Annotated in this window: 28 protein-coding genes; 10 read left to right on the top strand and 18 right to left on the bottom strand. The window is 73.3% G+C overall.

What is annotated here, in order from left to right; genetic code table 11:
• Positions 1–17 precede the first annotated feature (17 nt).
• On the bottom strand, positions 18–839 hold the full coding sequence (locus tag ACIPLC_RS23500) for an NAD(P)H-binding protein (RefSeq protein WP_400474960.1): 822 nt from the start codon (positions 837–839) through the stop codon (positions 18–20).
• A gap of 111 nt (positions 840–950) precedes the next feature.
• On the opposite strand from ACIPLC_RS23500, the gene ACIPLC_RS23505 reads away from it, so the two are divergent.
• Positions 951–1364 (top strand): winged helix-turn-helix transcriptional regulator, encoded by a 414-nt coding sequence (locus ACIPLC_RS23505; RefSeq protein ID WP_400474961.1) that lies wholly within the window; start codon positions 951–953, stop codon positions 1362–1364.
• A 13-nt stretch (positions 1365–1377) separates the two neighbouring features.
• Here ACIPLC_RS23505 and ACIPLC_RS23510 read toward each other — a convergent pair whose 3' ends face one another.
• The 5 genes from ACIPLC_RS23510 to ACIPLC_RS23530 form a co-directional block, all read right to left on the bottom strand.
• Positions 1378–2688, bottom strand: coding sequence for an alpha/beta hydrolase family protein (locus ACIPLC_RS23510; RefSeq protein WP_400474962.1), 1311 nt, complete (start codon positions 2686–2688; stop codon positions 1378–1380).
• Between the two features lie 114 nt (positions 2689–2802).
• On the bottom strand, positions 2803–4014 hold the full coding sequence (locus tag ACIPLC_RS23515) for an acyl-CoA dehydrogenase family protein (RefSeq protein ID WP_400474963.1): 1212 nt from the start codon (positions 4012–4014) through the stop codon (positions 2803–2805).
• Between the two features lie 3 nt (positions 4015–4017).
• The gene (locus ACIPLC_RS23520; RefSeq protein WP_400474964.1) at positions 4018–5046 is read right to left on the bottom strand and encodes a phosphotransferase family protein; all 1029 of its coding nucleotides are present in this window, start codon (positions 5044–5046) and stop codon (positions 4018–4020) included.
• 140 nt (positions 5047–5186) lie between these two features.
• A complete protein-coding gene (locus ACIPLC_RS23525; RefSeq protein WP_400474965.1) occupies positions 5187–5396 on the bottom strand; it encodes a DUF397 domain-containing protein in 210 nt (69 codons plus the stop codon).
• A complete protein-coding gene (locus ACIPLC_RS23530) occupies positions 5378–6229 on the bottom strand; it encodes a helix-turn-helix domain-containing protein (RefSeq protein WP_400474966.1) in 852 nt (283 codons plus the stop codon). Before ACIPLC_RS23530 ends, ACIPLC_RS23525 begins: the two co-directional genes overlap by 19 nt.
• Positions 6230–6356: 127 nt before the next feature.
• Here ACIPLC_RS23530 and ACIPLC_RS23535 point away from each other — a divergent pair, with 127 nt between their 5' ends.
• Genes ACIPLC_RS23535 through ACIPLC_RS23550 form a run of 4 tightly spaced genes read left to right on the top strand, consistent with a single transcriptional unit; the run spans position 6357 to position 8248 of the window.
• Positions 6357–6695: a hypothetical protein gene (locus ACIPLC_RS23535; protein ID WP_400474967.1), complete on the top strand. Its 339-nt coding sequence runs from the start codon at positions 6357–6359 to the stop codon at positions 6693–6695.
• Entirely contained in the window at positions 6692–6886 is a 195-nt protein-coding gene (locus ACIPLC_RS23540; RefSeq protein ID WP_400474968.1) for a hypothetical protein, read from the top strand. The genes ACIPLC_RS23535 and ACIPLC_RS23540 overlap by 4 nt, the downstream gene beginning before the upstream one ends.
• Positions 6886–7089 (top strand): hypothetical protein, encoded by a 204-nt coding sequence (locus tag ACIPLC_RS23545; RefSeq protein WP_400474969.1) that lies wholly within the window; start codon positions 6886–6888, stop codon positions 7087–7089. Before ACIPLC_RS23540 ends, ACIPLC_RS23545 begins: the two co-directional genes overlap by 1 nt.
• A gap of 49 nt (positions 7090–7138) precedes the next feature.
• On the top strand, positions 7139–8248 hold the full coding sequence (locus tag ACIPLC_RS23550; RefSeq protein ID WP_400474970.1) for a hypothetical protein: 1110 nt from the start codon (positions 7139–7141) through the stop codon (positions 8246–8248).
• A gap of 16 nt (positions 8249–8264) precedes the next feature.
• Here the strand turns inward: ACIPLC_RS23550 and ACIPLC_RS23555 are convergent, their stop codons facing one another.
• From ACIPLC_RS23555 to ACIPLC_RS23580, 6 genes are all read right to left on the bottom strand, one after another.
• Complete coding sequence (locus ACIPLC_RS23555) at positions 8265–9164, bottom strand: Gfo/Idh/MocA family protein (protein ID WP_400474971.1); 900 nt, start codon at positions 9162–9164, stop codon at positions 8265–8267.
• A 33-nt stretch (positions 9165–9197) separates the two neighbouring features.
• On the bottom strand, positions 9198–9866 hold the full coding sequence (locus ACIPLC_RS23560) for an O-methyltransferase (RefSeq protein ID WP_400474972.1): 669 nt from the start codon (positions 9864–9866) through the stop codon (positions 9198–9200).
• A gap of 117 nt (positions 9867–9983) precedes the next feature.
• The gene (locus tag ACIPLC_RS23565) at positions 9984–10649 is read right to left on the bottom strand and encodes a DedA family protein (RefSeq protein ID WP_350879825.1); all 666 of its coding nucleotides are present in this window, start codon (positions 10647–10649) and stop codon (positions 9984–9986) included.
• A 202-nt stretch (positions 10650–10851) separates the two neighbouring features.
• Positions 10852–11664 carry a class I SAM-dependent methyltransferase gene (locus tag ACIPLC_RS23570; RefSeq protein WP_400474973.1) on the bottom strand — a complete coding sequence of 271 codons (813 nt, stop codon included), beginning with the start codon at positions 11662–11664 and terminating at the stop codon, positions 10852–10854.
• A 160-nt stretch (positions 11665–11824) separates the two neighbouring features.
• Positions 11825–12619, bottom strand: a complete 795-nt coding sequence (locus ACIPLC_RS23575) for a fused MFS/spermidine synthase (RefSeq protein WP_363373491.1) — start codon at positions 12617–12619, stop codon at positions 11825–11827.
• Between the two features lie 53 nt (positions 12620–12672).
• Positions 12673–13659: an alpha/beta hydrolase gene (locus ACIPLC_RS23580; RefSeq protein ID WP_400474974.1), complete on the bottom strand. Its 987-nt coding sequence runs from the start codon at positions 13657–13659 to the stop codon at positions 12673–12675.
• 232 nt (positions 13660–13891) lie between these two features.
• On the opposite strand from ACIPLC_RS23580, the gene ACIPLC_RS23585 reads away from it, so the two are divergent.
• Entirely contained in the window at positions 13892–15298 is a 1407-nt protein-coding gene (locus ACIPLC_RS23585) for a selenium-binding protein SBP56-related protein (protein ID WP_400474975.1), read from the top strand.
• Between the two features lie 60 nt (positions 15299–15358).
• On the opposite strand, the gene ACIPLC_RS23590 is transcribed toward ACIPLC_RS23585, so the two are convergent.
• Both ACIPLC_RS23590 and ACIPLC_RS23595 read right to left on the bottom strand, forming a co-directional pair.
• Complete coding sequence (locus ACIPLC_RS23590) at positions 15359–16606, bottom strand: globin domain-containing protein (RefSeq protein WP_400474976.1); 1248 nt, start codon at positions 16604–16606, stop codon at positions 15359–15361.
• 179 nt (positions 16607–16785) lie between these two features.
• Positions 16786–17673: a helix-turn-helix domain-containing protein gene (locus ACIPLC_RS23595; protein ID WP_400474977.1), complete on the bottom strand. Its 888-nt coding sequence runs from the start codon at positions 17671–17673 to the stop codon at positions 16786–16788.
• A gap of 204 nt (positions 17674–17877) precedes the next feature.
• Between ACIPLC_RS23595 and ACIPLC_RS23600 the strand changes: the two genes are divergently transcribed.
• Positions 17878–18987, top strand: a complete 1110-nt coding sequence (locus ACIPLC_RS23600) for an NAD(P)-dependent alcohol dehydrogenase (protein ID WP_400474978.1) — start codon at positions 17878–17880, stop codon at positions 18985–18987.
• Between the two features lie 130 nt (positions 18988–19117).
• Here ACIPLC_RS23600 and ACIPLC_RS23605 read toward each other — a convergent pair whose 3' ends face one another.
• The 3 genes from ACIPLC_RS23605 to ACIPLC_RS23615 all read right to left on the bottom strand — a co-directional run bounded on the left by ACIPLC_RS23605 (position 19118) and on the right by ACIPLC_RS23615 (position 21177).
• Positions 19118–19567, bottom strand: a complete 450-nt coding sequence (locus ACIPLC_RS23605; protein WP_400474979.1) for a DUF6114 domain-containing protein — start codon at positions 19565–19567, stop codon at positions 19118–19120.
• A gap of 59 nt (positions 19568–19626) precedes the next feature.
• On the bottom strand, positions 19627–20283 hold the full coding sequence (locus ACIPLC_RS23610; RefSeq protein ID WP_400474980.1) for a DUF6230 family protein: 657 nt from the start codon (positions 20281–20283) through the stop codon (positions 19627–19629).
• Between the two features lie 141 nt (positions 20284–20424).
• Positions 20425–21177, bottom strand: coding sequence for a TetR/AcrR family transcriptional regulator (locus ACIPLC_RS23615; protein ID WP_400474981.1), 753 nt, complete (start codon positions 21175–21177; stop codon positions 20425–20427).
• 391 nt (positions 21178–21568) lie between these two features.
• Between ACIPLC_RS23615 and ACIPLC_RS23620 the strand changes: the two genes are divergently transcribed.
• The 3 genes from ACIPLC_RS23620 (at position 21569) to ACIPLC_RS23630 (ending at position 24803) form a co-directional block, all read left to right on the top strand.
• Positions 21569–22240 (top strand): Tat pathway signal sequence domain protein, encoded by a 672-nt coding sequence (locus ACIPLC_RS23620; RefSeq protein ID WP_400474982.1) that lies wholly within the window; start codon positions 21569–21571, stop codon positions 22238–22240.
• Positions 22241–22497: 257 nt separating this feature from the next.
• The gene (locus ACIPLC_RS23625) at positions 22498–23376 is read left to right on the top strand and encodes an AAA family ATPase (RefSeq protein WP_400474983.1); all 879 of its coding nucleotides are present in this window, start codon (positions 22498–22500) and stop codon (positions 23374–23376) included.
• A complete protein-coding gene (locus tag ACIPLC_RS23630) occupies positions 23373–24803 on the top strand; it encodes a VWA domain-containing protein (protein ID WP_400474984.1) in 1431 nt (476 codons plus the stop codon). Before ACIPLC_RS23625 ends, ACIPLC_RS23630 begins: the two co-directional genes overlap by 4 nt.
• A 46-nt stretch (positions 24804–24849) precedes the next feature.
• On the opposite strand, the gene ACIPLC_RS23635 is transcribed toward ACIPLC_RS23630, so the two are convergent.
• Positions 24850–25656, bottom strand: a complete 807-nt coding sequence (locus ACIPLC_RS23635) for a DUF4328 domain-containing protein (RefSeq protein ID WP_400474985.1) — start codon at positions 25654–25656, stop codon at positions 24850–24852.
• Positions 25657–25668: the final 12 nt, after the last annotated feature.

The raw sequence follows: 25668 nt of genomic DNA on the forward strand, positions 1-25668 counted from the left end.
CGCACGACCGGGGCGGGCTACCGCCCGGCGGCGATGACCTCCAGGGCCGGGCGGGGCGGGCGGCCGAGCAGGGCCGCGAGGTCGCCCGGCCCGCCCGGCCCGGCCAGGAAGCCGTGGGCGATCGCCGAGCAGGTGCCCACCACCATCGGCACCTGGAAGTCCAGCGCGTCCGCGGCCGCCACCGCCGCCCGGGCCCCGGCCAGCGTGCCGGGCCGGTACTCAGCGCCGAGGGCCGCCGCCACGTCCGCGCCGCCCACCGCCCGCTCCCCCACCAGTTCGTACGTCCGGCCCGCGTGCCCGGCGGGCGCCAGGGCGACCTCGGCCGCCACCTCGGCCAGGTCGGTCCGGGCCACCGCCGCCAGCCGGCCGTCGCCGAGCGGCGCGCTGATCACCCCGTCCGCGTCCGGTGCCGCGATCGTGGCCAGCAGTTCGGCGTACAGGCCGTTGCGCAGGACCGTCCAGCGCAGCGTGGCGGACTCGCGCAGCCGCCGCTCGGTCCACCGGTGCGCGAGCGCGTACGGCAGGTGGTCGCCGTCGCCGGACAGGCTGGTGTAGACGACGTGCTCGACGCCGGCCTTCTCGGCGGCCTCGATCGCCGCCCGGTGGCGGGCCGTCACGACGTCGTCCTCGGCGGCGCCGGCCGAGATCAGCAGCAGGGTCCGCACCCCGGCGAACGCCTCGTCGAGCGTCTCGGGCCGGTCGAAGTCCACCAGCCGGGCCGGGGTGCCGGCCGGCAGCCGCTCGGGCGTGCGGCTGCCGGCGACGACGTCCGCGCGCCCGCGGAGCCTCGCCAGCACCAGGGCGCCGAGACCGCCGTTGACACCGGTGACGAGCAGCATGGTTCCTCCAGGGGTGACCGGAAATCGGAGTGACCGGAAATCGGGGTGACCGGGAATCGGGTTCGCGACCATCCTCGGTAGCCTGGGCGTCCGGCGTAAGGAGGCACTCTCATGTCAGCAGGGCACACCGCGGTAACCACCCCCCGTCCAGTCGTCTGGTGCGAGGACGGCGTGGACTGCGGCATCCGCGACCTGCTCGACCGCCTGGGCGACAAGTGGTCCGTCCTCACCCTCGTCGAACTCGCCCAGGGCGTACGGAGGTTCCGGGAGTTGCAACGGGCGCTGCCGGGGGTCTCGCAGCGGATGCTGACGCTGACGGTGCGCCGGCTGGAGCGTGACGGCCTGGTGACGCGGACCGTCCACCCGACCGTCCCGCCTCAGGTGGAGTACGAGCTGACGGCCCTGGGCCACAGCCTGACCCGCCTGGTCCGGGCGATGGTGGACTGGTCCTACGACCACCACGACGCGATCGTCTCCTCGCGGGAGGCCTGGGCCGAGGCCAACCCGGGCTCCGAGCTCCGCTGAACGGGCCCGGGTCCTACCGCGCGTACTCCATCTCCGGGAAGCGCGCCGACGGCCCGTCCAGCAGGTGGTCGTCGTGCCCGCGCAGCCAGCGGTCGAGGAAGGACGCGACGTAGGAGCGGGTGGCGAGCACCGCCCGGTCGGGGCGGATGTCCCCGACGTCGTCGCTCAGCCGCTCCGGGGTGATCGCGCCCTGCCGGGCGAGCTGGGGCAGCAGGGACTGCGCGTCGGTGTAGGAGCCGTGCCGGGAGCCGTTCAGCGTGACGTCGGCGTGCCAGCCGGTGCTGTGCTGCCAGAGGGCGTCCCAGCCGGGCTGGTGGTGGTAGTCCCCGGAGTCCTCGTTGCGGGTGCCCATCAGCAGGAACGGGCGGTCCAGGCCGTCCTGGGCGACGCTGGGCAGGTACACCCCGGTGTGACCGTCCGGGCCGGGGAAGTGCAGTTGGCCGTCCAGGTTGACGCCGGCCGCGATCCGCGGGTCGTCGTGCATGGTCTGGAGGGCGGTGAAGCCGCCCGCCGAGTGGCCGACCATGCCGATCCGGTCGAGGTCCAGTGAGGCGGCGAGGCCGGCCGGCAGCCGCGGGTCCAGGCGCAGCCCGCCGAGTTCGTCCAGCACGAAGCGGGTGTCGTCGACCCTGGTCCGCATCGACTTGCGCAGCACCGCGCCGATGTCCAGGCCGGGCTGTCCGAGCATCGTGGGGAACACGGAGGTGGCCAGGTCGCCGTCGGGGAAGGCCACTTCGGAGGCCTCGTAGGTGTGGTCCAGCGTGACCACGACGTAGCCGCGCGAGGCCAGGTCCTCGACCAGTGCGGTGCCCCAGGTGCGCGGGTCGCCGAGGCCGGCCGAGTACAGCACCACCGGGCGCGGGCCGCCGGGCAGAGCGGGGGCGTCCGGCCGGGCGTGGGTGCGGATGCCCGCCCAGTCGGTGCGGCCGGGCGTGGCGCCGTAGTTCAGCTGGCCCACGCTGCCCGCGGCGCCGAAGTGTTCGCCGGCGGCGGGTTCCATGTACCGGGCGCGGTCGGCGCCGATGGCCGGGCGGGCGGTCGGGTACCAGAGGCTGATCATCAACTCTCGGCGCTGCCCGGGCTTCCAGGGGTCCTCCCGCCCGGTGTCGGTCAGGTGCAGCGTGGTGGTGCCGATCGGGTAGGGCCCGGTGGGCTGCGGCAGCCAGGCCCGGGCCTGCCGCTCACCGCCGCCGTCCGCCCCCGGCGCCGGTGCCGGTGCCGGTACCGCCGCCACCGCCCCGGGGGCGCCGACCACTCCGAGCACCGCCGTCGCCGCCGTCGCCGCCAGCAGTACCGCCGCCACGGCCCGTCCCCGCCCGCCCATGATGTCTCTCCTCGTCCCCGGTTGACCTGGTGACAAGGACAGTACGGGCGGGGGCGGGCCGCGGCCGTCATACCCTGGAACCAACCCGCCCCTGAGTACCCGGGTATGACACCCCTACGGGTGCCGCCGCAGCTCCCTCCGGGCCAGCGAGCGCTTGTGCACCTCGTCCGGGCCGTCGGCCAGCCGCAGGGTGCGGTTGCCGGCCCAGAGCTGGGCGAGCGGCGTGTCCTGGCTGACGCCCGCGGCGCCGTGCGCCTGGACGGCCTTGTCGAGGATCCATTCGACGGTGCGCGGGGTGGCGATCTTGATCGCCTGGATCTCGGTGTGCGCGCCCCGGTTGCCGACGGTGTCCATCAGCCAGGCGGTTTTGAGTACGAGCAGCCGCAACTGCTCGATCCGGACCCGGGATTCGGCGATCCAGTCCTGCACCACGCCCTGCTCGGCGAGCGGCCGGCCGAAGGCGACCCGCCCGTTCACCCGGCGGCACATCAGCTCCAGGGCACGTTCGGCGATGCCGATGGCGCGCATGCAGTGGTGGATCCGGCCGGGGCCGAGCCGGGCCTGGGCGATGGCGAAGCCCGCACCCTCCTCCCCGATCAGGTTCCCGACCGGGACGCGGGCGTCCTCGAACAGCACCTCGGCGTGGCCGCCGTGGTCCGCGTCGTCGTAGCCGAAGACCGTCATGCCGCGCTTGACGGTGACGCCGGGGGTGTCGCGCGGGACGAGCACCATGCTCTGCTGGCGGTGCGGTTCGGCGGCCGGGTCGGTCTTGCCCATCACGATGAGGATCCGGCACTGCGGGTTCATCGCCCCGGTGATGTACCACTTGCGGCCGTTGACGACGTACTCGTCGCCGTCGCGCTCGATCCGGGTGGCGATGTTGGTGGCGTCCGAGGAGGCGACCTCGGGCTCGGTCATCGCGAAGGCGGAGCGGATCTCGGCGTCCAGCAGCGGGCGCAGCCAGCGCTCGCGCTGCTCGGCGGTGCCGAACTGGGCGAGCAGTTCCATGTTGCCGGTGTCGGGGGCCGCGCAGTTGAGCGCGGGCGGGGCCAACTGCGGGCTGCGGCCGGTGATTTCGGCGAGCGGTGCGTACTGGAGGTTGGTCAGGCCGGCGCCGCCCTCCCCGGGGAGGAAGAGGTTCCACAGGCCCTGTTTGCGCGCCTCGGCCTGGAGTTCGGCGACCACGGGCGGGATGCTCCAGGCCTCGCGGGCCGGGTCGGCGAGCTGCTGCGCGAGGGCCGCCTCCGCCGGGTGCACGTGCTGGTCCATGAAGGCCAGCAGCTGCTCGCAGAGTTCGTTCGTGCGGGCGTCGTAGGCGAAGTCCATCGGTCAGTGCTCCTTGAGGGTGCTCAGGCCGTGCCGGGCGAGGATCGGGGCCATCTCGCCGGCCCGCTCGAAGCCCGCGCCGAGGGTGCGGCCCTGCTGGTAGCGGTAGTGGATGCCCTCGGCGACGACGGCGAGCTTGAAGGAGGCGAAGGCGACGTACCAGTCCAGGTCGGCGGCCTGGCGGCCGGTCAACTCGGCGTAGTACGCGACCAGTTCGTCCGGCTTCGGGAAGCCGGGGGCGGTCGCGGCGGACGGGATGATGCCGCCGCCGACGCCGGCGACCTCGGTGTACATCACCAGCAGGCCGACATCGGTGAGCGGGTCGCCGAGGGTGGACATCTCCCAGTCCAGCACGGCGGTGATCGCGTCGCCGTCGCCGACCAGCACGTTGTCCAGCCGGTAGTCGCCGTGCACCAGGGCGGGCGCCGGGGAGATCGGCCGCCGCTCGGCGAGCAGGGCGTGCAGCCGCTCCACGTCGGGCAGTTCGCGACTGCGGGAGTTGGCGAGCTGGGTGGACCAGCGCCTCAGTTGGCGCTCCAGGTAGCCGTCGGGGCGCCCGAAGTCGGCGAGGCCGACGTCGGCCGGGTCGATCCGGTGCAGGGCGGCGAGGGTGTCGACCAGCCGTCGGCCGAGGGCATGGACCCGCTGCTCGCCGAGGGCGGCGAACGGGGCGCGGGCCCGGTGCGCGAGGCCGGGGACGAACTCCATCAGGTACCAGGGGGCGCCGAGCACGTCCGTGCCGGGGTCCAGCAGGAGGGTGCGCGGGACGGGCACGTCGGTGTCGCGCAGCGCGGTCATGACGCGGTACTCGCGGCCCATGTCGTGGGCGGTGGCGAGGACGTGCCCGAGCGGCGGGCGACGGAGGACCCAGCGGGCGGCGCCGTCGGTGAGGACGTAGGTGAGGTTGGAGCGGCCGCCCTCGATGAGGTCGGCCCGCAGCGGGCCCTGGACGAGGCCGGGCAGCTCCCGGTCCAGGTGGGCGCGGAGGCGGGCCAGGTCCAGCCCGGGCGGCTCGGCGGGGGTCTCGGGCATCGGGCAGCTCCTCGGGGTGGGGCGTCATTGACTAAGCGCTTGCTTAGCATTCAGCGGGACGTCACCTACTGTCAATGCCCACCCGCACGCAACGAGCCCCCGGACCGCATGGTCCGGGGGCTCGTCGGTGAGGTCTTGGATCAGACGTCGCCGAACTCGCCGGCGGCGGTAGCGGCAACGAAGGACCGCCATGTGTCGATCGGGAAGACGAACGCAGGCCCCTCAGGATCCTTCGAGTCACGAACCGGCACCACACCGGGGAAGCCAGGGGCCACCTCGACGCAGTTGCCCCCTTGCTGACTGAAGCTCGACTTCACCCACCGGGCGGCGGTCAAGTTGATGTCGGACATTCGATCCCCTTCCGAGCAGCGCGCATCCATTCGAGAGTCGCCGTCTCGGCCAGCGCTCCCACCTGAAGCCGATCGTAGCGTTTTCTCCAGGTGGCCAGCCTTTCAGTATCCCGCTCAAGGTGGCTTCGCCCCTCGGACTCCGAGTAGCCCAGGAAGGACTGATCGGGGAGAGTGAGGAGCACTATCGGCAAGGCGAACGGCCTCTCCTCCCCCAGCGCGAATGGCGCAACTTGAAGGATGATGCTGTTTGCGGCATATAGCGCCTCCAGGTAGGCCAGCTGCTCCCGCATCACATCGCGACCTCCGATGGGGCGGCGCAGACAGCTCTCATCCAGCACGGCATGCACAAACGGAGGCCGGCCTCGTCGAAGCAGTTGCTGTCGAGTGATCAGAAAAGTGACTCGCTCGTCTGCCTGGCTCTGAGTGATCATGCCTCTTCGAACGTCACCGGCCGCCAATGCCCTTGCGTAGGCCTCGGTCTGGAACAGCCCAGGCACGACACCCGCTTCGTAGATCCTTATCTCAGTGGCGTTCTGCTCCTGGCTCGCGAACTCGGGGAAGCCCTCCAGCAGAGCCGAGTGCTTGGCCTGAAGCCACATGAGGAGCAGCGTCCCGCCCGTCTCAAGCACCCGATCGGCGTCGCGGGCAAACGTCTCGCTTGGCGGCGTCCGGCCCGGCGGGGCAAGTTCAGCGTAGGAGACGTAGGAAGGGTCAACCCCCAGGAGCCTCGCCAACTGGGCCTGCGTGAGTCCCGCAGCTCGCCGTGACCTGCGAAGTTGAACCCCGAAGGGTGCCCACGGGCCTGAAGTTGGATCAAGTTCCTTGATGTTCACGGAGTTTCTCCTACTTGCCGGGAATCGACTTCAAGTTTCAGATCGCCTTCCCGATCGTAGGGGCAGCACGCCACCATGGCTACACCCGGTGAGAATCCGGACGCAAAGAGCAACCATGGAGACGCCCATGCCTCCCACCACCCCCACCCGGAACTTCCAGGTCGTCACGTACCTGGCCAAGACCGACTCCGGCTTCCCCGAGCGCGAGTTGCGCAGGTGCGAGGCCTACGCGCACGCCTTCAACTGGGACATCGCCCTGATCGTCGTCGACGACGAGGTCGACGCGAAGGGGCCCGACCACCGCCCCCTGCTCCGGGCCGCCCTCCAACGCCTCCTGGACAACCGGGCCGGCGCGATCCTCGTCCCCAGCAAGTCCGCGATCTCGCCGATCGAGGGCGAGTTCAACGAGTTCGCCGAGCGCGTGGAGAAGGCCTCCGGCTTCATCCAGGTGGCGATCCGACGATGACCGGCCGCTACACCATCGTCCCCGCCGACGCCGCCCACGGCGCCTCGTACCCGGTCTGGATCGTCCGCGACCACGCGACCCGCCAGTGGGTGAAGGCCCTGCCCCCGGCCGACGAACCGTTGCGCTTCTTCTCCTACGCCCGAGCCCGACTCTGGGTCCTCAGGAACACGTCCGCCACGGAGGTCGCGTGATGGCTGTCCAGCGCAACAGGTACGAGGTCCGCCTGATCGACTCCACGAGTCCGCACTTCCTCCTCCTGGAGTGCTGGGGCCTCTGGGACCACGAGCGCCACGAATACGTCCGCGTGCCCGGCTCCTCGGACCGGATCAGGCGCTTCTACACCGTCGCGGCCGCCGAGGCATTCCAGCGGCACCTGGCCTCCGCCGTCCCGTAACCCGGCGCCCCGCGCCGCAGCCGCTCCGCCCGACCGCCACAATGGCGCCATGAGGTTGATCCACTCCCTGGCCGGCGCACTGCTGCTCCTGCTCATCGTCGGCAGCATCCTGCGCACGCTGGTCGTCCCGCGCGGGCTGTACTCGGCGCTGGTGCAGCGCCTCTGGCGGGTGCTGCGGACCGTGCTCCGGCTCTACGCGACACCGTTCCGCACCTACTACGCGCAGGACCGGGCGCTCACCTGGCTGGCGCCGCTGATCCTGCTCGGCATGCTCGGGGTGTGGCTCAGCGGGATGCTGCTCGCCTACACCCTGCTGCTGCACGGCACGTCCGAGCTCAGCTGGTCGGTGTCCATCCGGGAGGCCGGGTCCAGCCTCTTCACCCTCGGCTACGCCAGCGGTGAGCGCCTGCAACTGTCGGCGATCGACTTCATGGCCGCCGCCAGCGGGCCGCTGGTGATCGCCCTCCAGATCGCCTACCTGCCCACCCTCTACGCCGCCTACCAGCGGCGGGAGACCGAGGTGACCCTGCTCCAGTCCCGGGCCGGCGAGCCCGCCTGGGGCCCCGAGCTGCTGGCCCGGCAGTCCCTCGTCGACACCGAGACCGCGCTCCCCCAGCTCTACCGGGACTGGGAGCGGCTGGCCGCCGACATCGGCGAGAGCCACTCCAACTACCCGGTGCTGCTGTCGTTCCGCTCCCCGCAGCCGAACCGCAGCTGGGTGGTCGGCCTGATCGCGGTGCTGGACGCGGCCGCCCTCCACCTGTCGCTCTGCCCGCGCTCGGCCCCGCCCGAGGCCCGCCTGGTGCTGCGCGCGGGCTTCACCGCGCTGCGCGACATCGGCCGCTCGGTGCGGATCGACTTCGACCCGGACCCGGACCCGGACGTCCCGATCCGCCTGACCTACACCGAGTACATCGGCGCCGTCGCCATGATCACGTCCGCCGGCTTCCCCCGCGAGCGCCCGGTCGAGGAGGCCTGGCAGCACTTCCACGGCTGGCGCGTCAACTACGAGGCGCTGGCCTACGAGCTCGCCCGCCGCGGCGACGCCGTCCCCGCGCTGTGGACCGGGCCGCGCGACTTCCACGCCCCCGTCATCCCCCCGGCCCGGCCCACTGACCGCCGCCCGGGCCCCACGCAGCCCACCCTGCCGCCGGTCTGACCGCCGCCGGCGAGCGTTACACCGCCACCGGCGCGCCCGTCGCCAACGAGTGCTCGGCGCCGGCCAGGATCTCGACCACCCGCAGGCCGAACTCCGCGTCGCAGGGGTGCGGTTGGCCGGTGGCGGCCGAGGCCTGAAGGGCGTCCAGGGCCCGGTGCAGGGCGGCGGTCGGGCCCTCGCCGCGCTCGGGCAGCTGGGCGATGCCGTGCTCGCCGCGCAGTTCCATGCCGACGCCGCCGGCGCCGACCGGCGCGGTCAGGCTCAGCGCCAGGGTGCTGGACGCGCCGTCGGCGTGCCGCAGCACCAGGTGGACGGTGTCCAACGGGCCGGCCACCGCCGTGACCTGCGTCGCGTCGCCCAGCACCGGCAGCAGCACCGACAGCGCGTGCGGGCCGACGTCCCACAGCGCGCCCTTGTCCAGCCGCCACGGCGAGGCCGCGTACGGGCTGGCGCTGCCGGGGGCGAACACCGAGCCGAGCCAGTCCGAGCGGCCGGTGAACCAGCCGCCCAGCTCGGCCTGCCGCTCGATCCACGGGATCTGGTCGCGGCCGAAGCGGACGGTGAAGAAGACCACGGAGGCCACCTGGTGGGCCCGGACGGCCTCGGCCACGGCCTGCGCGTCCGGCACGGTCAGCGCGACCGGCTTGTCCAGCAGCAGGTGGCAGCCCGCCTCGGCGGCCCGCACCGCGAGACCCGCCTGCACGGTCGGCGGCAGCGCGATCGAGACCGCGTCCACCTCGCCGAGCAGGCGGTCGAGGTCCGCGTACCCGGGGACGCCGTGCGTCTCGCCGAGTGCCGCGGCCGCCTCCGGCCGACGGCCCCAGACGCCCGTGAACTCCAGCCCGGGGTGCTCGGCGAGGACGGGTGCGTGCACCCGCTCCGCCCAGGGGCCGGTGCCCAGCAGTCCGATCCGCACGATGTCTCCGTTCCTCCGTGGTACTTGAAGGGTTCAGCTCTGCACGCGGGCCAGCGTGAAGCCGTCGTAGCCCTTGCTGCCGACCGTCTGCACCGAGGTCGCGGTGACCTTCGGCTCGGCGGCGATCAGGTCGTGCACGGCCCGCGTGCCGACCACCGCCGGGTCGGTGCTGTCCGCGTCGGCGACGGCGCCGCCGCGCACCACGTTGTCGACGATGATCAGCGAGCCCGGCCGGGTCAGCTGGAGCGCGCGCCGGAAGTACTCGGGGTTGCTGGGCTTGTCCGCGTCGATGAACACCAGGTCGAAGGGCTCCACGCCCTCCTCGACCAGCGCGGCCAGCGCGTCGGCGGCCCGGCCGAGCCGCACCTCGGCGACCTTCTCCAGCCCGGCCCGGGCCAGGTTGCCCCGGGCGACCTCGGCGTGCTTCGGGTCGATCTCCAGGGTGATCAGGGTGCCGTCCGCGGGCAGCGCCCGGGCGAGCCAGATCGCGCTGTAGCCGCCGAGCGTGCCGACCTCCAGGATCCGCCGCGCGCCCTGGGTCAGCGCCAGCAGGTGCAGCAGCTTGCCCTGGTTGGGGGCGACGGCGATCTTCGGCAGCCCGGCCGCGTCGGCGGCGGCGGCCGCGGCCTCCAGCGCCGGGTCGTGCCCCACCAGCTGCTCGGAGAAGTACGCGTCCACGGCATCCCACGTCGACTGGGTCATCGGGCCCTCCAGTTGTGCATGATCGGCAGGTACCCGCCGATGCTACTCCGGGGGCCCGACAGCCCCGCCGTGCTCAGTGCAGACGCCTCGTCGCTCCGCTTACTCCGCTCACTCCGCTCATTCCGCGACGGGCGCCTTGGCGGCGGTCGCCGCGGCGGCCGCCTCCTCCGCCTCGATCCTGGCGTGGGTCTTGGCGGCCCGGCGCTTCATGAACCAGGCCGAGGCGCCGCCGATCAGCACCGCCGCGGCCAGGCCCGCCCAGGAGAACCGGGACAGCCAGGGCTCGATGCTCTTGCCGACCTTGTACACCAGCAGCGTCGTGCCGCCGGCCCAGACGATGCCGCCCAGCACGTTGGCGATCAGGAACTTCCAGTACGGCATCTTCAGCGCGCCGGCGAGCGGCCCGGCGAAGATGCGCAGCAGGGCGATGAACCGGCCGAAGAAGACCGCCCACATCCCCCACTTCTGGAAGGAGCGCTCGGCGGTGGCCAGGTGGGACGGCCCGAAGTGCTTGGGGAACTTCCGTCCGAGCTTCTCGAACAGCGGCTTGCCGCCCTTGCGGCCGATCGAGTAGCCGATCGAGTCGCCGATGATCGCCCCGAGGATCGCGACCACCGCGATCCACTCCGGGCTCACCACACCCTTGACCGCCATCAGGGTGGCCGTGACCAGGGCGATCTCGCCGGGCAGCGGGATGCCCAGCGACTCCAGCCCGATGATCAGGCCGACCAGGGCGTACACCGCGGTCGGTGGGACGCTCTCGATCCAGGCGTCGATGTGCAAGGCCAGTACCTCCGTGGCAGGTCGGAGCCGGCGCGGCCCTCAGCGGTGCCGCACGCCGGTCCCGGCGGTTGTCCGATGGCGGCAACGCGGCCGCTTCCCCATAAGGGCAGCCTAACGTGCCGGGCGGCCTGTCCCCCCGGCCGATCACCCGTGGTTACGACGTGCGGTGGTGCCCCATGGTTCCCGCGTGACCAGCCGTTCTTCAAGATCCGGCAAAGCGAAGTGCGACCACGGACGGCCGCGCGTTCACCCGGCGCACGAGCGGCAGCAGGGCGCGGAGCAGGCCCCGCCCGCCCTCCGGGTACACCTCGCGCACGTCGGTCACCGCCGGGTGCGCGGTGGCCAGCTTGCCGCGCTCGTCCGCGTCCATGCCGAACGGCATCGGCGGGGCCTGGTAGTGCCGGGTCCGCAGCTTGCCCTGGACGGTCCGGGCGCTGAACCAGCGCGGCACCGCGTCCAGCACCATCGACCCGCCGGGGAACCGCTCGGCGCAGGCCGCGATCAGTGCCCGCACCTCCTCCGGCCGCAGGTACATCAGCAGGCCCTCGGCGCAGATCATCACCCCGCGCGCCGGGTCCACCTCGTCCATCCAGCCCGGGTCGGTGACCGGGCAGGCGAGGATCCGGCGCCGCTCGTCCGGCGGCAGCAGCCGCTCCCGCAGCGCGGCCGTCTCCGGCAGGTCCACCGACAGCCAGTCCGCCCGGCCGTTGTCGACCCGCCACGCCTGGGTCTCCAGGCCGTCCCCGAGACCGACCACGGTGCCGCGCGGGCAGCGGGTGAGGAAGTCCGCCACCTCACGGTCGAAGCAGGCCGCGCGCAGCGCCTGCAACTGGCTGACCAGCGCACCGTCCCCGAAGCGCTCCGCGAACGGGAAGTCGATCCGGTCGACCAGCTCGACCGCCTTCGGGTCCTCCAGCACCGTGTCCGGCCGCCGCGCCTCCACCGCGCGGTGCCACAGCGTCCACAACGCCGTCTCCGGCACCTCCGCCAACTCCGGCCGCTCCCCGCCGCTCATCGCTCACTCCTTCGGACGTGCTCCACACTCCGGCATGAACCCGCCGATTCTGACACCCCGGACACGGGGAGGCCCGGGCCGCCGCGCCGCTCGGCCGATGCCGCTCGGCCGGTACCGCCCAACCGATGCCGGTCAGCCGGTACCGCCCAGCCGACGCCGCTCAGCCGATGCTGAACGCGCCGTCCGGCGGGGGCGGGGAGTCGGTGGCGTCGGCGTCCGTGACCGGCGCGGTACGGCCGACCAGCGCGGCCAGGTCGGCGCCGTCGGTGAGGCGGGCCGGGAAGATGTCCCCGGCCAGCAGCCTGGTCAGCTCGGCCGCCGGAAGCGGCGCCGTCGAACCGGCGAGCAGGATGTTGCCGTACCGGCGGCCGCGCAGCACCGGGGCCTCGGCGACCAGGCAGGTGTACGGGAACACCGCGCCGACCGTCGCGGCCTGGGCCCGGGCGAAGGCCAGCGGCGGGCCGTCGGCCAGGTTGGCGGCGTAGCAGCCGCCGGGGCGCAGGGCGGCGGCGGCCAGCCGCAGGAACTCCACCGAGGTGAGGTGGGCGGGGGTGCGGGAGCCGTGGAAGACGTCGGCGATCACCAGGTCCCGGGTGCCGGGCGGGGTCTCGGCGAGGGCCGCGCGGGCGTCGCCGACGGTCGCGGTGATGTCCGCGCCGGGCCCCTGCCAGGGCAGGTGCTCGGCGACCAGGTCGAGCAGCGGCCCGTCCACCTCGACCACCCGCTGGCGCGAGCCGGGGCGGGTGGCGGCGAGGTAGCGGGGCAGGGTGAGCGCGCCGCCGCCGAGGTGCAGCACGTCCAGCGGCCGCCCGGCGGGGGCGAGGGCGTCGGCGAGGTGGCCGAGCCGCCGGGTGTACTCGAACTCCAGGTGGGTCGGGTCGGCGAGGTCGACGTAGGACTGCGGGGTGCCGTCCAGGGTGAGCAGCCAGCCACCGTCCCGGTCGAGGTCCGGCATGAGCTTGGCGAAACCGAGGTCGGTGTGGCGCCCGACCGGCACCGGCTCGTCCGTCACGCGCTCTCCCCCACGGCCCGGACGTCCGCCGGCCGGACGTCGAGGTAGGCGGCGAGCCAGCGGTCCAGCTCGGCGAAGGCCTGGGTGCGGGCGGCCTCGCCCGAGAGCACCAGGTCGTGCATGCCGCCCTCGATCCGGACGATGGTGACGTGCCGGCCCAGTCGCGGGCCCTGGTCGGCGATGTCGTCGGCGCGCAGCACGGCGTCCGCGTGGTGCAGGGCGTTGTGCCACTTGGTGGTCGCGATCGACCTGGTCGACGCCATCAGCAGCACCGGCACGTCGATCCCCAGGCCGTGCCGCAGCCGCCGGTGGCCCTGGTGGATGGCGGACAGCCAGCCCGCGTACAGCGGGAAGCCCTCGGGGCGCTTGAGGGTGAGGTCGAAGTCCCACTCGCCCTCGTGGTCCTTGTGCAGGCTGTGCGTGTAGTGCGGGTTGAGCGTCGACGGCAGCACCCGGGTCGGCGCCAGCCGCCCGATCGCGGTGACGGCCGGGCCGCCGACGGTGCGGACGGCGGGCGCGGCCGGCATGGACAGGAACGGGCTGTTCAGGAACAGCCCCTCCACCAGGCCGCGCCCCGAGCGCCGCCCCGCCCACAGCGCACCGATCAGCCCGCCGGTGGAGTGCCCGTTCAGCAGCAGCCGCCGGTGCCCGTCCACCTCGCGGATGATCCGCACCGCCTCGTCGATCTCCTCGTCGTACTCGGCGAGGTCGCGCACGAAGTTCGGCGACTGGTGCGGGCGCAGGGAGCGGCCGTACTTGCGCAGGTCCAGGGCGTAGAAGGAGAACCCGAGCGCGGCGAAGTGATCGGCGAGGTTGGTCTGGAAGAAGTAGTCGTTGTACCCGTGGACGTACAGCACGGCCCGCTCCGCCCCCGGCACCACCCGCCGCACCAGCGTCGCGCAGACCTCCCCCTCGGCGTCCGGCCGCAGCGTCAGCTCGGCCGCCTCGTAGGGGGCACCCAGGATGTCTTCCCGAAACTCCATCTGCGCCGCGCCCGTCCTCTACTCCGACCTGCCGTCCGTCGCAGGTGCTCCCGATCCAGGACCCCGACAATACCGGCCGGTAGCCCGGGGCTGCCCGTCGGGCGCCGGAGCAGCGCGGCCGCGCGCACCTCCTGACCGCTCCCCGTGCGCCTGCTGTGCGCCGGTGGTCGTGTGGAACGCTACCCGGACAGATCCAACTCCGGTTGTCACGCAGGCGAGTTGAGGAGAACACATGCCGCAGGCCGGCCACACCGATCCGTCGCTGTACCGTTCGGCCGCCGAGGCGATCGCCGCGCCGCCGGAGACGCTGGCGTACGTCGCCGGGTTCGACCGGGCCGGGGAGCGGCCGGACGCGCTGCTCACCGTGGACACCGACCCGGCGTCGGCGAGCTACGGGAAGGTCCTGAACTTCGCCGAACTTCCCACTCTGGGCGACGAGTTGCACCACTTCGGGTGGAACGCCTGCTCCAGCGCGCTGGCGCACGCCTGCCACGAGAACCCCGAGCGGCGCTACCTCCTCCTCCCGGGCCTGCGCTCCTCGCGGCTGCACGTGATGGACACCCGGCCCGACCCGGTCCGGCCGCGCCTCGTCAAGACCGTCGAGGCCGGGGAACTCGCCGCCAAGGCCGGCTACTCGCGCCCGCACACCCTGCACTGCGGGCCGGACGGGGTGTTCCTGTCCTGCCTGGGCGGCGCGGACGGGAACGACGGGCCCGGCGGGGTGGCGCTGCTGGACCACACCACCTTCGAGGTGCTGCGGGCCTGGGAGACGGAGCGCGGGCCGCAGCACTTCGCGTACGACGTCTGGTGGCACCTGGGGACGAACGTGGGGGTGACCAGCGAGTGGGGAACGCCCTGGATGGTGGAGGGCGGGGTCGTCCCGGAGCTGCTGCTGGGCCGCAAGTACGGGCACGCGCTGCACTTCTGGGAGCTGGACTCGGGGCGGCACCTGCAACGGATCGACCTCGGCGACCAGTACCAGATGGTGCTGGAGCTGCGCCCGGCACACGATCCGCAGGCGGAGTGGGGCTTCGCCGGAGTGGTGACCAACGTCGAGGACCTGTCCGCCTCCGTCTGGCTCTGGCACCGAGAGGGCCCGGCGTTCACCGCGCGCAAGGTGATCGAGATCCCCGCCGAGCCCGCCAAGACGGAGGACCTGCCGCCCGCGCTGCAGCCGTTCGGCGCGGTGCCGCCGCTGATCACGGACATCAACCTGTCGGTGGACGACCGCTGGCTGTACGTGTCCGCGTGGGGCACCGGCGAGCTGTTCCAGTACGACGTCTCGGACCCGTTCCACCCCCGGCTCGCCGACTCGGTGCGCCTGGGCGGGGTCGTCGCGCGCACCCCGCACCCGGCCGCACCGGGGCGCCCGCTGAGCGGCGCCCCGCAGATGGTCGAGATCAGCCGGGACGGGCGCCGGCTCTACCTCACCAACTCCCTCTACGGCGCCTGGGACGACCAGTTCTACCCGGACGGCATCGAGCCGTGGATCGTCAAGCTGGACGCCGACACCGAGGCGGGCGGGCTGAGCGTCGACGAGCGCTTCTTCCCGCACGGCGCCGACTTCCGGGGCCTGCGGGTGCACCAGACCCACCTCGCGGGCGGCGACGCCTCCTCGGACTCCTACTGCTACCGATAGGCCGTACGGATACCGGCCCCGTACGGGTACGGGCCTCGTACGGGTACCGGCCCCGTACGGCTACCGGGAGAGCGCCTGGTCGTAGCGGACCTGGGCCAACGGCAGCCCGGCGGCGAGCAGTTCGGAGCGGACGGAGGCGACCATGCCGGTCGGGCCGCTGACGCAGGCGAGGTGGTCGCGCCAGTCCCCGGCGCCCGCGACGGCGTCGGCGAGTCGACCGGCGGTGACCGGGGTGAGCGCCAACCACGGCTTGTGCAGGCCGAGTTCGGCGAGGGCGGACCAGTCGTAGAGGTCGCTGCGGTCCCGGGCGCCGACGAACAGGTGGACGCGGCGGCCGCGCGGGCGCCGGGCGGCCTGCTGCTCGACGATGGCCTTCATCGGCGCCAGTCCGGTGCCGCCCGCGACCAGCAGCAGGTCGCGGGTGTCGTCCTCGGGCAGCAGGCCGCCGCGCGGCGGGCCGAGGCGCAGCCGGTCGCCGACGCCGGTGCGGTCGACGAGGGCCGCGCTGACCCCGTCCGGCCCGGTGCGCCGGACGTGGAACTCCAACTCGTTGCCAGTGCGCGGCGCGCAGCCCATCGAGTACTGCCGCCAGGTGTGCGGGAGCGCCGGGTGCTCGACCGTGCCGTACTGTCCGGCCCGGTACGGGTAGGGCTCGCCGGTGCGCACGCGCAGGACGGCGAGGTCGGGGCGGCGGCGCTCGTGGCCGGTCACCACGGCGTGCCAGTACGGGGGTTCGGTGAGCGCGGAGTCGGCACCGGCGGTCATCGCCCCGACGGCGAAGCGCAGCATCCGGACCCAGGCCGCTTCCATCTCCTCGCTCCACCGGGCGGCCGCCCGGTGCCGGATCGCCGCGCAGAGGGCCTCCTCGAAGGCCTCGTAGTGGACCGGCCGGACGCCCAGTTTTCGGTGGTCGCGCCCGAGTTGGCGCAGGGTCGAGGCCAGTTCGGCCGAGTGGTGGAGGTGGTCGACCAGGTGGCGGAGGATCCGCTCCAGGTGGGCCTGCTGGAACTCCATCGAGGCGGGGAAGAGCGGGCGCAGGTAGGGGCGGCGGCGGAACATGACCGCGTAGAGGTGGTCGATCAGGTCGGAGAGCGGGTCGAGCAGGCCGAGGTCGCGCCGGATCAGCCGCTGGTCGGCGGCGCCGTCGTAGCCGTCGTAGCCGTCGGCGCCGCCGCACTCGTCGGCGTCGGCCTGATCCGGACCGAACGGCGAGGCAGGGGTGAGGAGTTGGCGGCGGAGCCGCATCGCGTGGTGGCGGGCGATCAGCCGGTCGTACTCGGCAGTGGTGCCGCTGGTGGTGGTGTCCATGACCCGCCCAGTCAACCGCCGCCCGGTTACCGGCGAGAAGGGTCGATGGCCCCGATCGGACCCGGGACCATCGACCCCTTGACGGGACGCCCTGACCCGAGGCCCTGACGCGAGGCCCGGCGGGACGCCCTGACCCGAGGCCCGGCGGGACGCCCCGGCGGAAGACCTGGACCGGGGTGCTACCGGGCAGGCTCGGCCGGGGTCGTCCCGGCGGGCTCGGGGTGGAACTCGGTGGCCGCCCAACTGGCCAGCAGGCGCAGGGATTCGGCGGAGCTGGAGCCGGGTTCGGCGTGGTAGGTGACGAGCACCTGGTCGACGTCCCCGGCCGGGCGCAGCGTCTCGTACTGGAGGTTGAGCCGGCCGACCACCGGGTGGTGCAGCCGCTTGGTGCCGTGGCCCTTGTCCTGGATGCTGTGGGTGGCCCAGAGGCGGCGGAAGTCGGCGCTCTTGAGGGAGAGTTCGCCGATCAGCGAGGCGAGGCGGGGGTCGTCCGGATCCCGCCCGGCGTCCAGCCGCAGCATGCCGACGACGTCGGTGGCCTTGCCGTCCCAGTCCTCGTAGAGTTCACGGGTGGCCGGGTCGAGGAAGAGCTGCCAGGCCATGTTGCGCTGCTCGGGCGGCATCGCGGCGAGGTCGCCGAGCAGGGCGGTGCCGAGCCGGTTCCACCCGATGATGTCCAGGCGCCGGCCGAGGACGTACGCGGGCACGCCCTCCATGGCGTCCAGGAGCTGCTGGAGCGCGGGCCGGACCCGCTGCGGGCGGGCGGCGGCCCGGCCGGAGCGGCGGCGGGCGGGCTTGGTGAGCCGGCCGAGGTGCTCGCGCTCGGCGGGGCTGAGCCGCAGCACGCGGGCGATGGCGTCCAGGACGGCGGCGGAGACGTTCTCGCCGTGGCCCTGTTCGAGCCGGGTGTAGTAGGCGGTGCTGACTCCGGCGAGCAGGGCCAGCTCCTCGCGGCGCAGGCCGGGCACCCGCCGCCGGGTGGTGCTGTCCGGCAGGCCCACGTCCTCGGGCCGCAGCCGGGCGCGGCGGGATCGGAGGAACTCGCTGAGTTCGGTGCGCTGGTCCATGCCTGCAGTATGCGGGGGATCCGGGCGGCGGGGGCGGGTGCCAGGGTGACACTGCCGTGCGTACGTTCCGTGGTCGTACGTCCGCCGCCCCTACGTCCACCGCCCCTACGTACGCCGTCCCTACGTACGCCGTCCCTACGTACGGGGTTCGTACGAAGACCTCTGGTCTGGTTGGCCGCGCCGCGCCGCCGCAGGCTTGGGGGCATGACGAACACGACGACGAACGCAACGACGACGAGCACCACCGAGCACGGCACCGAGGGCACCACCCGCACGGTCGCCGCCTACGCCGCGGCGCGGCCCGACTCCCCGCTGGAGAAGGCCACCGTCACCCGCCGGGCGGTGGGCGAGCACGACATCGTGATCGACATCAAGTTCTCCGGTATCTGCCACTCCGACATCCACCAGGTCGGCGAGGACTGGGGCACCGGCATCTTCCCGATGGTCCCGGGCCACGAGATCGCCGGCGTGGTCACCGAGGTCGGCCCGGGCGTCACCCGCTGGCAGGTCGGCGACCGGGTCGGGGTCGGCTGCTTCGTCGACTCCTGCCGGGAGTGCGACAACTGCCGGGCCGGCCTCCAGCAGTACTGCACCGGCCAGGGCGGCACCGTCTTCACCTACAACGGCGTCGGCCACGACGGCCTGCCGACCTACGGCGGCTACTCCTCGGAGCTGGTCGTCGACGAGGGGTACGCGCTGCGCATCCCCGACAACCTGCCGCTGGACGCCGCCGCGCCGCTGCTGTGCGCCGGCATCACGCTGTACTCGCCGCTCGCGCACTGGGGCGCCGGCCCGGGCAAGAAGGTCGCGATCGTGGGCCTCGGCGGGCTCGGCCACATGGGCGTGAAGCTCGCCCACGCCATGGGCGCGGAGGTCACCGTGCTCAGCCAGTCGCTGCGCAAGCGCGAGGACGGGCTGAAGCTCGGCGCCGACCACTACCGGGCCACCTCCGACCCGGCCACCTTCACCGAGCTCGCGGGCACCTTCGACCTGATCGTCAACACGGTCTCCGCCGACCTCGACCTGAGCGCCTACCTCGGCCTGCTGCGCACCGACGGCACCATGGTGCAGGTCGGCGCGCCGGAGAAGCCGGTCACGGTGAACGCGCACGCGCTGCTCTCCAGCCGCCGTTCGCTGGCCGGCTCGATGATCGGCGGGCTGCCGGCCACCCAGGAGATGCTGGACTTCTGCGGCGAGCACGGCATCACCGCGGAGATCGAGCTGATCCGCGCCGAGCAGATCAACGAGGCCTACCAGCGGGTGCTGGCCGGCGACGTCCGGTTCCGCTTCGTGATCGACGCCGCGACGATCTGACCGCGCCGATCCACCGCCGCACTCCCCCTGCCCCGGCGCCCCGCCCCGACGGCCCCGCCCCCTGGTGCTCTCCCATTCACCAGGGGGCGGGCGCCGTCCGGGCGCGGGGCGCCGTGCCCCCGGACACGACCTAAATCCCGGCCGCACCCGTCCGGGCGGACCGGCGTTCCTGGCGCCGATCCTCCCGCCGCTGCCGCCCCCGGCGCAGCGGCTGATCGGGCAGCCAGCCGAAGGTGAGGCAGGCGCCCACCAGGCCGCACAGCATCCCGATCAGGAAGCCGCCGAAGTTGGAGGTGAGCCAACTGGCCAGCGAGGCGAGCACGGCGAGGATGGAGTAGAACAGCCGCTGGGCCGGGTTGAACAGGATCAGCAGGCCGCACAGCACCATCACCGCCGGCACCAGGTAGCCGGCCAGCCCCTGGATCCCGACGTGAAGGACGACGGGCAGCGGGGCGCGCAGGATGAACAGGATCTCGGCGCCGCCGAACAGCACCAGCAGCCCGCCCCAGAACGGCCGCTGGCCCCGCCAGTCGCGTTTGACCGGTCGGGTGACGGGAGCGGGGGTGGAAGCCGTCCCCACGGCCCCCTCCGCGACGCCCCCGCCGGGGCCGGCCGGCTCCGGCACGGACTCCGCCACGGTCAGCAGCCCTTGGAGCTGAAGCTCAGCCGCAGGTTGGGCAGTTTGAACCCGACGGCGGTGCTCGCGTAGTTGTGCTGGTTGAGGTGCGTCAGCACGACGGTGTCGGCCTGCTGGCCGAAGACGCCCGGGTTGCCCTTGCCCTTGTCGCCGGCCTTGGTGTACGTGCTGGCGTCGCCGCCGATCTCGATGTTGCTGAACTCCGCGTCGCCGGACAGCATGTCGGAGTCGGTGGTGAGGTCGGTGGCGGTGACGGGGGTGCCGCCGTCGCCGGCGTGGATCACCAGGTTGACGCCGCCGAGGTCGACGCTCTGGCACAGGTTGGTGATCTCGGCCTTCTTGATCGCCGAGACCGCGACCAGCACCTGGCCTCCGGTGGAGCCCTGGTTGGGGCTGTCGGGGATCATCGAGTCCAGGCTGCCGAACTGGGCGAAGCCCTTGCCGTCGAGCCTGTCCGCGGTGATCGTGAACGGCATGCCGCTGATGGAGAACTGGGCGGCGAGTACGCCCTGGGCGGTGAGGGCCATCAGGACGGCGCCCGCCGCGACGGCCGGGACGGCCATCAGGGCGCTGCGCTTGAACCGTACCCGCCCTCTCCTGGTGCCGGTCGGCGTCTCCGGGGTCTCGGCCGCGGCGGCGGCGTCCTCGGACCTGGCCATGTGTGCTCCCTGTGGGTGGGTGGGATGTGCAGGCACTGGCACGGTGCCCTGGCGCGGACAGCGTTCCACGGCCCGACCGGGCCACCCGTCCCTCGGCAGCGGGGCGGGCGCGGTCAGGCCGCGCTTTGAGTAACTGGGAAGCTACTGCCCGGTAGCGGCCGGGTCAATACGGGTGCACGAAGGATCTTCACCAATCGGCAACCCGAGCCGAACGGCCGCCTCCGCCGGGCCCAGGAAGGGCGCGAGACAGAACATGCTCAACACCGGTAGGAGTTCCGGTAGTTGAACGGTCCGGCCGGAGTCGATCCGCCGGTGGAGCGCGCTGTAGACGCCGCCCACCACGGCGTCCACAAGCTCCACCACCCGCACACCGCCCGGCGATTGGGGCACATCGGCGAAGAACGCCCGGAACCGGGTGAGGAGTTGATCCCGCTCGCGGCGGCCGGCCGGTCCGACCGCCTCGATCTCGATCACCGCCATGGTCGCGAAGGCCGGTGTCCCCGCGAGCAGTTGGAGCATCGCACCGAGCGCCTGCCGGATCCCCGCGCACCAGTCCGACTCCGCCGCGAAGGCCGCCGCCATCCGCCGGAGCACCACCCCGGTGCCGTGCCGGTGCGCGGCCAGGAAGGCGTCCTCCTTGCCGCTGAACAGCTCGTAGAAAACCGGCCTGGTCACCCCGGCCGCGCGGCAGATGTCGCTGACCGTGGCGTGCTGGTAGCCGCGCTCGGCCACCGTCTGGACCAGCCCGTCGAGCAGCCGCTCGCGCTGGGTCGCGGCCACCACGCCCGGGGGCAGCCGGCTGGGGCCGCGCTTGATCGACCGGGCCGGGTCACGACCGGTCCGCGCGCCCGGCAGCAGGATCACGTCGGCACTTCGGAGGTGTTTCCGTTCCATCACCAACTCCTGTTACCTGTATTGACATTGACGCAACACCGGGTTTACAACACTGACAGGTTTCCAACCGGTGGGCGACCTCGTCACCACCGGACGGCCTCCAGGGGCTCCGACGGCCCCGGGCGAGCAGCCCGGGCCACGGGACCACGAGCGGACGCAGGCCCGCGGCGGTGGCAGCCGCCGACGTGCACCTCCTGCACTCGCAGCGCACGTCCGCACCTTCACACCGCTGTGCCGTACGAGCGGGCCCGTGGCGCCGGGCCCGCCGCACCACGGCCCCGCGGAGCTCCCGGCACGCCCTGCCCACGCACCTCCCCCGCCGTGCACGCCACCACACCCGCACCGCGGGCCCACCCCCACCCACGTCTCCGCACGGAGAGAGGTCACCCTCATGCGCTTTCGCCGTACGCTCGGTACCGCGGCCCTCGCCGCCCTCGCCCTCACCTGCGCCGCCGTCGCACCCGCTCAGGCCGACGGCTCCGCGGTGCTGACCACCGGCAGCAGCAGCGGCCCGGACGTCGCCGTCGGCGACGTCCTCGCCGCCAGTCTGGTCTCGGGCACCAACGCCACCTTCTACAGCAGCGCCACCGGCACGAGCGGCATCAGCTGTGCCAACTCCGCCTTCTCCGCCGCCGTGACGGCCAACCCGGCCGCCCCCGGCAGCGCGGTCGAGCAGCTCAACACCCAGACCTTCGGCTCCTGCTCCTCCAACGTCCTCGGCGTCACCGGCGTCAAGAGCATCACCGTCAACAACCTGCCGTTCACCAACACCGTCGGCGACGGCCCCGGCAACCCGGTCGCCCTCACCCCCGGCGCGGCCGGCGCGATGAAGACCACGGTGGTGCTCAACACCATCCTCGGCAGCGTCAACTGCGTCTACCAGACCACCACCGGCATCGCCGGCACCACCTCGAACACCGGCAACACCATCGGCTTCTCCGCCCAGCCGTTCAACCTGGTCTCCGGCTCGGGCCTGTGCTTCTCGACCGGCTACTTCAGCGCCACCTACGGCCCGGTCACCGACACCTCGGTGGCGGGCAGCCCGCTCATCTTCGTCAACTGACGCCCCGGGCGGCCTGCGTCAACTGACGGAACGGTCAGGCGAGAACGAACGAGCGGCGTACGGCACCCGTTGGTCGCCGTACGCCGCTCCGACGCGCCCGCCGGCCTCCGGAGACCCCCGAGCGAGCCCCCGCCACGCACCCGACCCCTGCCCGCGCCCGCGCCCGCGCCCGCGCGCCGAAACCCTCCGGGACAGCGAAGTGACCGGCCGGTAGGGTGCTGCCGCACGGACACGGCCGACAGGAACGGGGCGGGCAGATGAGCGGCAGCGGCGACGGCACGGGCTTCTTCGCATCGGTGGCGGACACCGCCGACCAGCTGGCCGCCACCGGCTACCTGGCCTCCACCGCCGTGGCCACCACCGTCTTCCTCGCCGACCGGCTCGGCAAGCCGCTGCTGGTCGAGGGCCCGGCCGGGGTCGGCAAGACCGAACTCGCCAAGGCGGTGGCCGCGATCGGCCGGGCCCGGCTCGTCCGGCTCCAGTGCTACGAGGGCATCGACGAGGCCCGCGCGCTCTACGAGTGGAACCACGCCAAGCAGCTGCTGCGGATCACCGCCGGCCGCGACGAGGGCTGGGACCAGGCCCGCACCGACATCTTCGGCGAGGAGTTCCTGCTCACCCGCCCGCTGCTCACCGCCATCCGCGGCGACGAGCCCACCGTGCTGCTGATCGACGAGATGGACAAGGCCGACGTCGAGGTGGAGGCGCTGCTGCTGGAGGTACTCAGCGACTTCCAGGTCACCGTGCCCGAACTCGGCACCATCGCCGCGAGCCGCCGCCCCTTCGTGCTGCTCACCTCCAACGCCACCCGTGAACTGTCCGAGGCACTGCGCCGACGCTGCCTCTTCCTCCACCTCGACTACCCGGACGCCGAGTTGGAGCGGAAGATCGTCCGGCTCAAGGTGCCCGGCCTGGACGACACGCTGGCCGCCTCGCTGGTCCGGGTGGTCGGCGCGCTGCGCGCGATGGACCTGCGCAAGGCGCCGTCCGTCGCCGAGACCATCGACTGGGCCCGCACCCTGCTGGCGCTCGGCGCGGACACCCTCGACGAGGCGGTCGTCCAGGACACCCTCGGGGTGATCCTCAAGCACCAGGACGACATCCGGAAGGCCGCGCAGAAGCTCACCCCCGCATGACCACCGCCCCGCCCCCGGCCGACACCGCCGCCCGGCTCACCGGCCTGGTCCGCGCGCTGCGCGGGCACGGCCTGCGGATCGGCCCCGCCGAGACGGTCGACGCGGCCGCCGTCCTCGACGTCCTCGGATTCGCCGACCGCGCGCAGATGCGGGCCGGCCTGGCCGCCGCACTGCTGCGCTCGGACACCCAACGGGCCCTCTTCGACGCCACGTTCGACCTGTTCTTCCCGCTCGGCGTCGGCACCCCCGAGGCCGTCCGCGCCGACCCGCCCGCACTCCCGGACGACCCCCGGCCACCGCGCCCCGGCCGCCCCGACCCGCTGCGCGACGACCTGCGCGAGCGCCTCGCCGCCGCCCTGGCCGCTGACGACCGGGCCGCCCAGGCCCGGCTGGCCGGCGAGGTCGTGGAGGCCTTCGGCCGGTACGGCGCCGGTGCCACGCCTTCCTCGGACGGCTGGTCGGCCCACCAGGCGCTCGGCCGGCTCGCCCCCGAGACGCTGCTCGCCCGGATCCTCGCCGCCCTGCGCGAGCAGGCCACCGCCCCGGACCTGTCCGACCTCGTCCTCGCCGACGAGATCCGCCGCCGCATCCAGGACTTCCGCGCCCTGGTCGCCACCGAGGCCCGCCGCCGGGTCGCCGAACTGCGCGGCGCCGAGCGGATCGCCGAACGCGCCGTCGCACCCACCGCCGACCGGATCGACTTCCTCGCCGCCGGCCGCGACCAGCTCGCCGAACTACGCCGCACCGTCCACCCGTTGGCCCGCAAGCTGGCCACCAGGCTGGCCGCCCGGCGCCGCCGCGCCGCACGCGGACGGATCGACCTGCGCCGCACCCTGCGCCGCTCGCTGTCCACCGGCGGGGTGCCGCTGCGCCCGGCGTACCGGCTGCGCCGCCCGGCCCGGCCGGAACTGGTGCTGCTGTGCGACGTCTCCGGCTCGGTGGCCGGTTTCGCCGACTTCACCATGCTGCTGGTGCGGGCGATGAGCGAACAGTTCAGCAAGGTGCGGGTGTTCGCCTTCGTCAACCGCACCGCCGAGGTCACCGCCCTGCTGACCCGCGGCGGCACCGACCCGGCCCGGCTCGCCGCCCGGATCGTCACCGAGGCCGAGGTGACGGGCCACCACGGCAACAGCGACTACGGCTCCGCACTGGGCGAGTTCGCCGAACGGCACCTGGACGCGGTCGGCCCGCGCACCAGCGTGCTGATCCTCGGCGACGCCCGCAACAACCACCGCGACCCGAACCTGGACGCGCTGCGCCGGATCGCCGGCCGGGCCCGGCGGGTCCACTGGCTCAACCCCGAGCAGCCCGCCCTCTGGCGAACCGGCGACTCCGCCGCAGCCGCCTACGCGGGCGTCGTGGAGATGCACTCCTGCCGTAACGCCCGCCGCCTCGGCGAACTGATCGCCCGCCTGCTGCCGGTGTAGGGAGCTTCCGAGTCCGCCGCCGTGGCGGCCTAAGCCTGGGCCTGGGCTACACCTCGGCCTGAGCCTGAACCTGGGCCTGGGCCTGGGCCTGGGCCTCCTCGGCCGCCACCTGGGCGGCCCTGGCGGCCAGCGGGTTGATGTCGGCCCGACGCGCCGACTGCATGACCGTCAGCCGCTGGACCACCAGGATCGCCGCGACGGCCGCGACCAGGCGCAGCGCCGAGCCGGCGGCGTCCACCCGAATGGTCTCGCGCAGGTCCTCCATGCCGTCGATCACCGTCACGTCCACGTACTTCATCATCGAGTTGGCGATCCGGCCGACGACCAGCGCGCCGATCCAGGTGGACCACCACAGGACCAGGACCTTCTCCGACACCGCGCGGCGCCGTCCCTCCGCGTCCAACGGAGCGCTCGCCCGCCAGCAGTCCACCATCAGCTGCCAGGGGAACCAGAGCAGGACGACCGGGGTGACCCAGGCCCCGATGGTCCAGCCGCGTCCGAGGCGGTGCCCGTTCGGCAGCAGCAGGTCGGCATTCTGGCGGATGCGGTAGAACCAGATGATGAACACCACGGCGGTGGCCAGCGCCAGCGGGAGGAAGGCCCCGTCCAGCCCGTTCGCCAGGGAGTCGAGGGCATCGTATTCATCGAGGTCGACATCGCCCGAGCCGTCCACCACCCGGCCCAGCAGGACATCGCACCAGAGGCCGGCCACGACCGCCCCCGCCGCCAGCATCGCGTTCACCCCCAGCAGGACGTAGACCGCGATGGCAAGGCCGTTCGCCGGTCGGAGCGCCGCCGCCCAGCCCGGGGCCGCCTCAGCGCAGCCGAAGCAACGCCCGCTCTCCGTCCCCACGGGGCGCGCACC

This window comes from Kitasatospora sp. NPDC086801, from assembly GCF_044745805.1.
Lineage (GTDB): Bacteria > Actinomycetota > Actinomycetes > Streptomycetales > Streptomycetaceae > Kitasatospora.

Bases quoted from the DNA above. Each gene is read 5' to 3' on its own strand.
- ACIPLC_RS23515 (WP_400474963.1), bottom strand. From the start codon at position 4,014: ATGGACTTCGCCTACGACGCCCGCACGAACGAACTCTGCGAGCAGCTG.
- ACIPLC_RS23510 (WP_400474962.1), bottom strand. From the start codon at position 2,688: ATGGGCGGGCGGGGACGGGCCGTGGCGGCGGTACTGCTGGCGGCGACG.
- ACIPLC_RS23500 (WP_400474960.1), bottom strand. From the start codon at position 839: ATGCTGCTCGTCACCGGTGTCAACGGCGGTCTCGGCGCCCTGGTGCTG.
- ACIPLC_RS23575 (WP_363373491.1), bottom strand. From the start codon at position 12,619: ATGCCGGACCTCGACCGGGACGGTGGCTGGCTGCTCACCCTGGACGGC.
- ACIPLC_RS23550 (WP_400474970.1), top strand. From the start codon at position 7,139: ATGAGGTTGATCCACTCCCTGGCCGGCGCACTGCTGCTCCTGCTCATC.
- ACIPLC_RS23505 (WP_400474961.1), top strand. From the start codon at position 951: ATGTCAGCAGGGCACACCGCGGTAACCACCCCCCGTCCAGTCGTCTGG.
- ACIPLC_RS23610 (WP_400474980.1), bottom strand. From the start codon at position 20,283: ATGGCCAGGTCCGAGGACGCCGCCGCCGCGGCCGAGACCCCGGAGACG.
- ACIPLC_RS23595 (WP_400474977.1), bottom strand. From the start codon at position 17,673: ATGGACCAGCGCACCGAACTCAGCGAGTTCCTCCGATCCCGCCGCGCC.
- ACIPLC_RS23520 (WP_400474964.1), bottom strand. From the start codon at position 5,046: ATGCCCGAGACCCCCGCCGAGCCGCCCGGGCTGGACCTGGCCCGCCTC.
- ACIPLC_RS23560 (WP_400474972.1), bottom strand. From the start codon at position 9,866: ATGACCCAGTCGACGTGGGATGCCGTGGACGCGTACTTCTCCGAGCAG.
- ACIPLC_RS23600 (WP_400474978.1), top strand. From the start codon at position 17,878: ATGACGAACACGACGACGAACGCAACGACGACGAGCACCACCGAGCAC.
- ACIPLC_RS23540 (WP_400474968.1), top strand. From the start codon at position 6,692: ATGACCGGCCGCTACACCATCGTCCCCGCCGACGCCGCCCACGGCGCC.
- ACIPLC_RS23525 (WP_400474965.1), bottom strand. From the start codon at position 5,396: ATGTCCGACATCAACTTGACCGCCGCCCGGTGGGTGAAGTCGAGCTTC.
- ACIPLC_RS23625 (WP_400474983.1), top strand. From the start codon at position 22,498: ATGAGCGGCAGCGGCGACGGCACGGGCTTCTTCGCATCGGTGGCGGAC.
- ACIPLC_RS23545 (WP_400474969.1), top strand. From the start codon at position 6,886: ATGGCTGTCCAGCGCAACAGGTACGAGGTCCGCCTGATCGACTCCACG.
- ACIPLC_RS23570 (WP_400474973.1), bottom strand. From the start codon at position 11,664: ATGAGCGGCGGGGAGCGGCCGGAGTTGGCGGAGGTGCCGGAGACGGCG.
- ACIPLC_RS23620 (WP_400474982.1), top strand. From the start codon at position 21,569: ATGCGCTTTCGCCGTACGCTCGGTACCGCGGCCCTCGCCGCCCTCGCC.
- ACIPLC_RS23590 (WP_400474976.1), bottom strand. From the start codon at position 16,606: ATGGACACCACCACCAGCGGCACCACTGCCGAGTACGACCGGCTGATC.
- ACIPLC_RS23580 (WP_400474974.1), bottom strand. From the start codon at position 13,659: ATGGAGTTTCGGGAAGACATCCTGGGTGCCCCCTACGAGGCGGCCGAG.
- ACIPLC_RS23630 (WP_400474984.1), top strand. From the start codon at position 23,373: ATGACCACCGCCCCGCCCCCGGCCGACACCGCCGCCCGGCTCACCGGC.
- ACIPLC_RS23615 (WP_400474981.1), bottom strand. From the start codon at position 21,177: ATGGAACGGAAACACCTCCGAAGTGCCGACGTGATCCTGCTGCCGGGC.
- ACIPLC_RS23585 (WP_400474975.1), top strand. From the start codon at position 13,892: ATGCCGCAGGCCGGCCACACCGATCCGTCGCTGTACCGTTCGGCCGCC.
- ACIPLC_RS23535 (WP_400474967.1), top strand. From the start codon at position 6,357: ATGCCTCCCACCACCCCCACCCGGAACTTCCAGGTCGTCACGTACCTG.